General features: G+C 58.5%; 6 protein-coding genes. 2 read left to right on the top strand and 4 right to left on the bottom strand.

From position 1 onward, the window contains the following. Positions 1–607: 607 nt before the first annotated feature. The 3 genes from ABIE63_RS13695 to ABIE63_RS13705 all read right to left on the bottom strand — a co-directional run bounded on the left by ABIE63_RS13695 (position 608) and on the right by ABIE63_RS13705 (position 4273). Positions 608–991, bottom strand: a complete 384-nt coding sequence (locus ABIE63_RS13695) for a hypothetical protein (protein ID WP_354505049.1) — start codon at positions 989–991, stop codon at positions 608–610. 788 nt (positions 992–1779) lie between these two features. Beyond that, positions 1780–3165, bottom strand: coding sequence for an FAD-binding oxidoreductase (locus tag ABIE63_RS13700; protein WP_354505050.1), 1386 nt, complete (start codon positions 3163–3165; stop codon positions 1780–1782). A 217-nt stretch (positions 3166–3382) separates the two neighbouring features. After that, entirely contained in the window at positions 3383–4273 is an 891-nt protein-coding gene (locus ABIE63_RS13705; protein WP_354505051.1) for an endonuclease/exonuclease/phosphatase family protein, read from the bottom strand. 145 nt (positions 4274–4418) lie between these two features. On the opposite strand from ABIE63_RS13705, the gene ABIE63_RS13710 reads away from it, so the two are divergent. Next, entirely contained in the window at positions 4419–5777 is a 1359-nt protein-coding gene (locus tag ABIE63_RS13710; RefSeq protein WP_354505052.1) for a glutamine synthetase family protein, read from the top strand. Between the two features lie 13 nt (positions 5778–5790). On the opposite strand, the gene ABIE63_RS13715 is transcribed toward ABIE63_RS13710, so the two are convergent. Beyond that, positions 5791–7857 carry a molybdopterin oxidoreductase family protein gene (locus tag ABIE63_RS13715; RefSeq protein ID WP_354505053.1) on the bottom strand — a complete coding sequence of 689 codons (2067 nt, stop codon included), beginning with the start codon at positions 7855–7857 and terminating at the stop codon, positions 5791–5793. A 189-nt stretch (positions 7858–8046) separates the two neighbouring features. On the opposite strand from ABIE63_RS13715, the gene ABIE63_RS13720 reads away from it, so the two are divergent. Beyond that, entirely contained in the window at positions 8047–9465 is a 1419-nt protein-coding gene (locus ABIE63_RS13720) for a tetratricopeptide repeat protein (protein ID WP_354505054.1), read from the top strand. Positions 9466–9623 lie beyond the last annotated feature (158 nt).

Raw genomic sequence — 9623 nt, forward strand, 5'->3', positions numbered from 1 at the left:
CATTCAGGCGTTCTGCCAGGCCTTTTTTGAAATTGACCTCAGCCGAGAATGCTGCGCCGACCTCATCCTGTGCGCATGAAAAACGTTCTTTATTCAAACACCTCAAAATCAATTCAAAGCTCATCCGCCTTGCGCTTATGCCCAAGGCTTGCTTCCCGCTAGCTCTTCCGCACATGTCGTTCCTGCTTCATGAAGCGCGAGTTTGATGCTGGCGACGAGACCGTCGGCTAGTGGTGGAACCACTGGGGGTTATTGTAGGCAGTTGAGAATGGCAAGCGGAGAGAGCGAGCTATGAGGTCAAGGCTTTGGGTGATGGCCCGGAAGGTGCGAACGGCACCTCGACGATAGAGTCCGCGCGAATCAGCGCTGAGGAGGAGGCCACGCAGCGGTTCCGCAATGCGAGAGGTCTACAGAGGTTAAGTTCTTCGCGAATACATTCCATAGTCCATAATCATTTCATCCAGAAATGAAGCTTCTTAAGTCGAAATCTTTTTAAGCTAAGCCGTGCCGCGGCACTTGGTGAATGCCGCGGCACTTGCTGCCTAGCTCCCGGCTCGCGTGGGGTTAACGCAGCTCAGATTAGGTTGGCCTGACAGTAACCTGGGCCTTAAAAGATCTGGCTAAGCTGCGTGTCGTAGACGCCGAGCAGTTCGGTTATGTGCGGACCACTGCAGCCACCGCCGCTGTGCAGCCGGGCTACGTCGCGCTGGGCCTCGACGATAAGCGAAAGCTCGACGCCAGCAAGCATTGGCTCTCCAGCTCTCTCTCGAAGCAGCGCGCCCAACTCAGATCGGTCTTGATCGCTGGGATGCAGGCCTCGGCATCGCAAAGCGGCCTCATAGGCACCGCGTTGTTCGCTGTAGAGGGCCTGACCGCTCTTGGCCATCATGGCGCCGCTATCGGCTGACCCGCCGGAGTTGGGGGCCGACGCGCAGCCGGCCATCGTCAATCCAAATGCAAGGGAAGAGACTAATAGGAATTTTCTGGACATGGCAGGATACTCCTGGTTGCTGTAATTTGTCCGGTTTTCGGGCGCCGTGTTCGCTCGCAAGGTTAGCTGCGATTAGTCCACCGCCCTTAAGTTCCATAATTTTACCTGGGATTGAGATCAGCGAGCAGGATCGGAATGTACCTATTTATCCGCTTTTATCAGGCGGTGGCTTTAGAAGCACCCTTTGGGGGGGAGCACGAGATTAAGGGTGTGACTTACGCCGCCCCGACAGCAGAGAAGCTTGCACGGTGGTGGCACAGGTTCGACCTTGAACTTGGCATGCCAGATCCCAGCTTCTTCTCGCTCAGGAATGTCAACGAGAGCAGATTAGGATGGGCCTCTAAGCCAATAGTGTGCACTCCCGGGATGCTTACAATTTTTCCCTGATCTTGGAAAACGTTTCCCTGTTTTCTGAAAAATATTCCCTGTTCCGCCTAGTAGGGAATTTCAAGATAAAACAACACGAATACAATGAGTTAGAACGCTGAGAAACGTGTTAAAACCAGCCGAACGGCAAATTTTCCCTGTATTTTCCCTGTTATCAGGGAAATCCTGTAGAGAGCGGTTCGCAGCAGACTGTCTCCACCACCACCTTCCCTCCCTGCCTTATCTCGACACGGACGACAGTGATTGGGCGTGCGGAATTTCGGGAGATGCACGTTACGGCGCAGTGCGTCAACAGACCGGACAAATCGCGGCATGCGACCGTTTCCAGCATCGCAAATGAGGTTCCCACCGCTTCATTATCAGCGATAGAAGAAAGACCCGGGACTTTGTTTCCGCACTTCTTAGGGCGCGATGTTGGCGTTTGCTCTGAAGAAGTTGGTCGGATCATAGGTTCGTTTGATTTCCCTCAGCCTACCCAGATTCTCACCAAAAGCCGCGATCACCGTCGTGTCCTCATCGGCACCGATGTAATTCAGATATGTGCCGCCCGCCGCGAATGGCGCGAGTGCATCATGAGCCGCTTTAGCCCACGCAATCTGAGCCTTATCATCCGCAGGGCGAGTCCATAGAGGTAAAAGAGCGATCAAGTAGTTTTGGCCTCTTTGCGCGAAGGCGTTCTCTCCCATCGCCTTTGATTTTGTCGCGCCGGTGCAGTGCTCTATCAGGATACCTGAGCCGGGTACCGTCATGCCCTTGGACTGTTCCACAATCGTATCGATGGCATCGTCGGTCAGGTCGCTGAGGTAGGCAGACTTCCAGTAGTTCCGGCTTCCGGGGCCGTAGGCGGCGTCCAACATCGACTGCATCGCGGTGAACGGCATTTCATGAAGGTCAACGACTAGCGGTTCGTCGATCTCGGTTAGCGCCTTTATAGCTTGCCTTCCAACTTCCTTATCGTCTCCGATCCAACAAGGCACCAGTGCGGTTAATGGCGTTCCGTCGGGTCCCCAGAGAAGAGCGGCGTAAACTGTAAGCTCATCGGGCGCATCGCGGATAATATCTCTATAACCTCGCAGGACCTTGGGCGCCGCGGCGCGGGGATAGGCGATCATTCCACCAAGTACGGTGGAAAGCGGATAAGCCCTGTAGAGGAACGATGTAACGATCCCAAAGTTTCCGCTGCCGCCGCAAATACCCCAGTAAAGATCTGGGTTCTGTCCTGCGCTTGCGGTCTTGATTGAGCCATCGGCGGTGACGACTTCCGCCTCGATGACGTTGTCGCAAGTTGGGCCGTACTTTCTGGCAAGCCATCCAAACCCGCCCCCGGTCGTAAGGCCGCCAATTCCCGTCATGGAAACGACGCCAAGTGGTACAGCCAGGCCGTGAACATGCGTCTCTCTATCTACATCCCCGAGTAGCGCGCCTCCCTGGGCCCGGACAGTTCTGCTGGTCGGGTCCACATAGATCGCACGCATTCTGGACAGGTCGATCACCAGACCGTCGTCACAGACGGCGCGGCCGCCAACATTATGGCCGCCGCCTCGCACTGATACTAGAATGTCATGCTTGCTTGCGAACTTGATGGCCGCCGAAACATCTGCTGTTCCATGGCAACGTAAAATGGCGCCGGGGTGTTTATCGATCAAAGCGTTCCAAATTCGACGGGCAGTTTCATACTGCTCGCTACCGGGAACAATCAGATCTCCACGAACAAGGGACTTTAACTCGTCGATGGCCTCCGTTGGCACGGCGTCACCATCACGAGTCTTCAATCGTGTGGTAGACATATCACCCTCCCTAAGGGAGTTCCTCCCAGTGAGATTATACACACTTTTGCCGATTGACGGCTAACCGCCGAGATTTCAAGCCGGTACTAGTTAACAGCCGGGTCGTTTCTGTTCCGGAGCTTTCCCCTTCTCAGGGAATTTTTGGCGGCATCGGCCCCACAACAATCAACGTTGGCTCCGCCACTGTTTCCTGCATACAACTGAATTTGGATCGCAGTCATGTCAGGTCGATCTCCGTCCAGACTGGCTTGTGGTCAGAAGCGGCTTCTGCCTCATCGATCCACATGTTTCTGACATTGCCCATGAGCTCGGCGCTGACGAAACAGTAGTCAAGCCGTCTTTTCCGCAGCCGTCCTTCGGCATCCTTGCCTTCGTGGCTGGTGAACGTCGAGGGATTTTGTCCCGTTGCCACCGCTGAATCGACGAAACCGCCCACGTAGGACGCGCCAGGATGATAGGGGTTGTTGCCCGTCACTCGCTCATACTCCGGGCTTCCCGGCTCGCTGTTGAAGTCGCCCATCCAGATTGCCGCCGTCGGGCAATCGGGCTCCGGTTCGCCATTGGTCCAGTTGCGGTGCGTTTCGTCATCGCTACCGCTCCAAGGCCCGCCTTCAAGGCTTACGCGCCGGTGCCGGGCCAGAAGAAACTCAAGCTGCTCCAAGCGTTCCTCGGAGCCGACATGAGCCAGATGAAGGGAGAGGATGCGCAATGGGCCGCCTGGCGTTTGAACCAAGCCCTCCAAAGCCGGGTTCTGGGTGTTCAGGGGGTGAAGCATCTTGCGCATCGGCAGCAGATGCAGCCGCGACCAAGCGATCGGATAACGTGACAGCAGCATCGTTCCGAACTGCCGTCTGCGGTTGACGATTTGACCGTCCTTGCCGCGCTTACTGGCGTCCATGTCGAAGGCCGGGCCGTAAACCCAATAAAAATCCGGGAGTAGGCTGGAAAGAATCGCAGGTTGATCGTCCTCGTTCGTTCGTTCCCAAAACCGCTCGACCTCCTGAAGGGCGATAATGTCCGCGCCAGCGACAACCTTTGCGGCGCGTGCAAGCTCATAGCGCCCGTCCTCGCCAAATCCGTACTGAATGTTGTAACTGACGAGTTTCATGAAATGAGCCCCGGCCGATGGCTTCCGCCTGTTGTCGGATGCTAGACGAGAATGCCGGCTGGGTTCTACCGGTATTCCCAGTATTGTTGCCTGTCCGGTTGCTCCCTGGCTAAGCTGCCGACGCAGCAACGGGGAAGGAAGCGCCATGTATGCGACCGTCGAAGAGCTTAAGGAGTTTCTCACACGCCATCCTGAGGTCACGCACCTGGACGCCTTCGTGATTGATCTGTGCGGACAGGCCATCGGCAAGCGCTTGCCGCGTGCGCAAATGGAGCGCCTTTACCGTTCGGGTACACCAATCTGCGCCGCCATGCAGTTGGTTGACGTGCTGGGTAACACCGCCGATCCCATGGGCCATGGTTTTTCCGACGGCGACCCGGATGGAATCGCCCGACCGTTACCCGGTGGAATTCAGATTGTGCCCTGGACCGGCGGCAGTTACGCGCAGGTCCTGTGTGAGTTGACTCGCGCCAGCGATGGAGAACCCTTCTGGTACGATCCGCGCCGGGTTTTGCAGGGCGTCGCGGAGCGCTATTCGGAGTTAGGATTGACGCCGGTCTTGGCCTTGGAACTGGAGTTTTATCTGATTGATCTGGACCGGGGCGAGAATGGCGCGCCTTTACCTGCTCATTCGCCCTTGACCGGTGCGCCCGAAGCGCAGGGCAAAGTCTTATCATTGGCCAAACTGGACGAGTTTCAGCCGATCCTGGAGGCTATCGAACAGTCCTGCCTGACTCAGAATCTGCCCGTTACCACGATGATTAGCGAGTATGGCGCCGGGCAGTTCGAAATTAATCTGGAACACCAGAGCGACCCGTTGTTGGCCGCCGATCACGCCGCCCTGCTGCGGCGCGCGGTGCAGGGGACTGTCCGCGAGCTCGGTTATGATGCAACCTTCCTGTCAAAGCCCTTCCCAGGTCAGTCGGGCAGCGGTCTGCACTTGCATGTCAGCCTGTTGGACGAGGCGGGACACAACGTCTTTGATCCGGAGCAATCCGATGGCGAAACGCGGCTCGGTCAGGCTGTAGCCGGTCTGCAGGCGACGATGCACGAGGCCATGGCTATTTTCGCGCCCAACATCAATGTCTACCGCCGGTTCAAGCCAGATGAGTTCACGCCCGTGACCAGGGATTGGGGCGAGAACAACCGCTCAGTCGCCTTTCGCCTGCCGGCGTCCGACGGCGCAAGCCGCCGTCTGGAGCACCGGATTGCCGGGGCGGAGGCCAATCCCTATCTCGTCACCGCCGCCGTGCTGGCCGGCATCCACCATGGCCTGGTGGCCAAGCTTGATCCGGGTGAGAAACACAGCGGCAATGCCGGTTCCGAGGTCGACGCGAGCTTACCGCTCAGGTTCTGGGATGCTCTGGCGGCACTCGCGCAGGCCACGGTCTTGCCAGGGTACCTGGGCGCGGATTACCTGAAAATTTATCACGAGGTTAAGAGCGCGGAGTTGGAAGCCTTTTTCGAGGAGCCGTCTCCGCGCGAGTTTGCCTGGTATCTATAATTCCGCTCTCAAGTCAGGCGCGAGCAATGTCCACGAAGGTCTCGTTGAAACAGGCACCTCTTTCGATATCGGTCCTGATGTCGTTGGGAATCAGGGCGTTGATCGTCTGACCCGAAGCCCCTGCCGCCATCCAGGTTCCTTTTGGACTATAGAGTACGCCCGGGCGTACGGCGTCCGTCACCCGCGCGATCAGCAAGGTTTCTCCGCGCGTATTCCACAGCCGGACCAGATCACCGTCCGAAATCCCTTTTGCTGCGGCATCCGCGGGATTGATCTCGATACGCTCGCGCCCTCGCGAGGCGTCGCAACCACCGAAGGTGGCGTTGGTGCGCTTCGAGGAAGACGGTGAAATCAGGTTGAAAGGCAGATCGCGCGGCACCGCTTCGAAGCGAGGAATGCCGTAACCGTAGCGCCGCTCCAGGTCCTCCGAAAAAAGCTCGATCTTACCGGATTTCGTCGCAGGTTGAACGGTCTTGCAAAGGATCAGTTCTTCACCCTCCGGGGTCGTCATCTCCAGCGCCCGATCAAGGGGAATCTGGCTCGGCCGGAACCCGCCCAGACGAGGGTCTGTCGCGTCGAAGGCTGCATCCATTAACGCGTCGTCGCTGTCCTGGAACAGAGGATCGTCAAAGCCAAAACGAGCGGCCAGTCGCCGGAAAATCTCCGTGTTCGGCAGCGATTGGCCAACCGGCGGAATGACGGCTTCGGCCCGCTGCAGATAGTTTTGGCCGTAAGCGCCGTAGACGTCGGCATACTCGAAATGGCTGGCCGCAGGCAAAATCACGTCTGCAAAGGCCATGCTATCCGTCATCACGATATCGGCGCCGACGATGAAGAGGTCGTCACGCATCAGGGCTCGCTTCAAGCGGTTCTGGTCCGGGTGCGTGCAGACCGGGTTGTGGTTGTAAATGAAAAGAGCGCTGACCGGTGGATCGAGGTCGCGGTCCAATAGCTTGTTGGTCACATCGACGATGTTGAAGGTTCGCGTGCCCGGGGGCACCAAATCCGGTCGCTGCAGTCGATCAGTCGTCTTTGGCGAGGCGAGTCCGGGCTTGGCGATGACGCCCGCGCCACGGCGACCGTGATTACCGGTCAGCGCTTGCAGAGCCATGGCGGCGCGCAAGGACGAGCCACCGCTGTGTCCACGCTCTATGCCGTTGCCAAGCGACACCGCGACCCGCTGCGCGGTGGCATAGCGCTCGGCAAAGCTGTGGAATTGCTCTTTTGAAAGTCCACAGAGCTCGGCGACGCTATCGGCGTCGTACTTTCGCGCCTCGGTCATGTAGGGTTCGAAGCCGCTTACCCAGCGGCTGATGAAATCCTGGTCCAGTGCGCCACGGCGTTCCAGTTCTGCTGCCAGGGCCTGAGCCAGCACCACATCGCTGCCGGGTGTTATTTGCAGGAACAGGTCTGCCTGCTCGGCGATGCGGGTGCGCTTTGGGTCGATGATCACCAGCTTGGCGCCCTGAGCCCGCGCCTCCTTGATGACCTTCGCCATATGCAGGTTCGATACTGTGATGTTGTTGCCCCAAACCACGATGAGGTCGGCCTCGCGCGCTTGCTCCGGGGGCATGCCGGGACAAGGGCCATAAAGGCTGAGATAGGCCGTGCCACGCACCGCGCCACACAGAGGCCCTCGGTCGAGGAGGGTCGCCCCGAGTTTGTGGAAGAACCGCCGGTCCATGGAGCCGCCAGCCAACTCACCGTGCGGTCCGGCATAGTTGAAGGGCAGGACGGACTGCGGCCCGTGCTGCGCTATGGCTTTTGATAATCCGGTATGAACGAGGTCGAGTGCCTCGTCCCAAGACACGGGCTCAAAGCGTCCGCTACCGCGTGGCCCGACCCGTTTGAGAGGCTGCGTCAGCCGCCCCTTACCATGGACGAACTCGGGATAGGAGCGGGTGACTTTGTTGCAGATGACGCCGTCGGTATAGGGGTTAGCGTTTGATCCACGCACCGCGGTCACCCGGTTTTCGGCAATTGTCACCGAAAGGCTGCAGGTGTCGGGACAATCCAGTGGGCAGACGCTGGGTTTCAGGATGCTGGGGCTCAGGGTGCTGGGCGCTTCGTTTGTGGCCATTTCGGTCGGTCCGCATCATCAGGTTTTCTGTGAGGTCCAGAATTCACTCAAAGGGGCGGCGAGGGGAAGGGCCAATTCTTCAGTTTCTCCAGGCACCACTGTAGCCTTATCGGTAGCGCAGGGTAACTTGCTATAGGATCGCTTGGCTGGCAGCCTATGGGAAGGATTCGACAGGGGAGGGAGAAGACCATGAATGCCGCTGGGACTGGACGAACCGTGTCGGCTGCAGGCAAGGATTGCCGTGGCGTGCCACTGTCCTGCGGCAGTCCGTCGGCAATCGAAGGTCTGGAGCGCGCGCTGGAGTGTGCGCTGTCTTTCCGTGGGGATGCTATCGCGGAAATTGATGCCGTGCTGGCCGACCATCCGGACTTCATCATGGGGCACCTTTTCAAGGCAAGTTGGCTGACCCAGGCCATGGAGACCCGTGTCTATGACGAGATGTTGGCGGCCATCAGCGCGGCTGAGCGGCTTTCCGACGGCGCGAACGATCGCGAGTTGGGTTACCTTGCTGCCTTGAAGGCTTGGGCGCGCGGCGATTTCTACGGGGCCACGCAGTGTTGGGAGGAAGTTTTGACACACTTCCCGCGCGATCTGCTGGCCCTGCAGCTTGTGCACTTGACGCATGTACTGTTGGGGGATGTAACCGGCCAGCGTGACAGCGTCGCCCGGGTCTTCAACCTCTGGGACGAAAGCATGCCTGGCTACGAGTTCGTGCTGGGATTCTATTCCTTCGGGCTGGAGGAGAATCGCGACTTCTTCGAAGCCGAGGAAATGGGCCGCCGGGCGCTCGCCATGAGGCCGGACCATCCCTATGCGGTGCATGCCGTCGCCCACGTCATGGAAATGCGCGGACGTCAGCCCGGCGGTATCCGCTTCATGAAGGATCACGTCGATCTTTGGGGTACGTCCAATTTCTCCAATCATCTCTGGTGGCACACGTCGCTCTATCACCTTGATCTCCAGGACCACCCTCGCGTTCTTGAGATATACGACAATCACCTGCAATCGGCGGCGCATGAGGGCGATCGCTACGAGGAACTCGATGCCTCTGCCCTGCTATGGCGCTTGAAGCTGCTCGGCGTCGAGACCGGGGACCGCTGGCGGGCCCTCGCAGATCGCTGGGAGCCCGCCGCCCAGGACACCCTTTATGCTTTCAACGACGTGCACGCCATGATGACCTTCGTATCAGATGGTCGCCGCGAGGCGCAGGCCGCCTTGCTGGGTGCGAACGAGCGCTACGTGGAAACCGCAAACGACGCCAACGTCGCCATGACCCGTGAGATTGGCATGCCCTTCTGCCTTGCTATGCAGGATTTCCAGGACGAGCGTTATGGTGATTGCGTCGACCACCTGTTGCCGGTGCGCTACAAAACCCATCGCCTCGGTGGCAGTTACGCACAGCGCGATGTGATCGGTTGGACGCTGTTGGAAGCTGCGCTCCGCGCCCGGCGGTTCGACCTCGCCTTGGCGCTGGCGAACGAGCGCAGCGCCATGAAACCGACCAGCCCTTTGAACTGGCGCTATGTCGCGCGGGCGTTCCAGGGGTTGGGCGACGACAGCAACGCAAAACGCGCCGAAGCGCGCGCCCATTCCCTGATGGCCGCCTGACACCTTTCCTGAGTCTCCCGACCGCAGAAGAGAGGCCGCGAGGACTTTTGCTTGCTTGTGGAAACAATAATAATTGACAATATAAAGATATTACGCTATTTATATAGTCAATCATACAAGAAGATTGGCGATAAACCACAAAGAGGGTGCCGATCTTC

Source organism: Limibacillus sp. MBR-115 (assembly GCF_040549425.1).
Lineage (GTDB): Bacteria > Pseudomonadota > Alphaproteobacteria > Kiloniellales > CECT-8803 > Limibacillus > Limibacillus halophilus.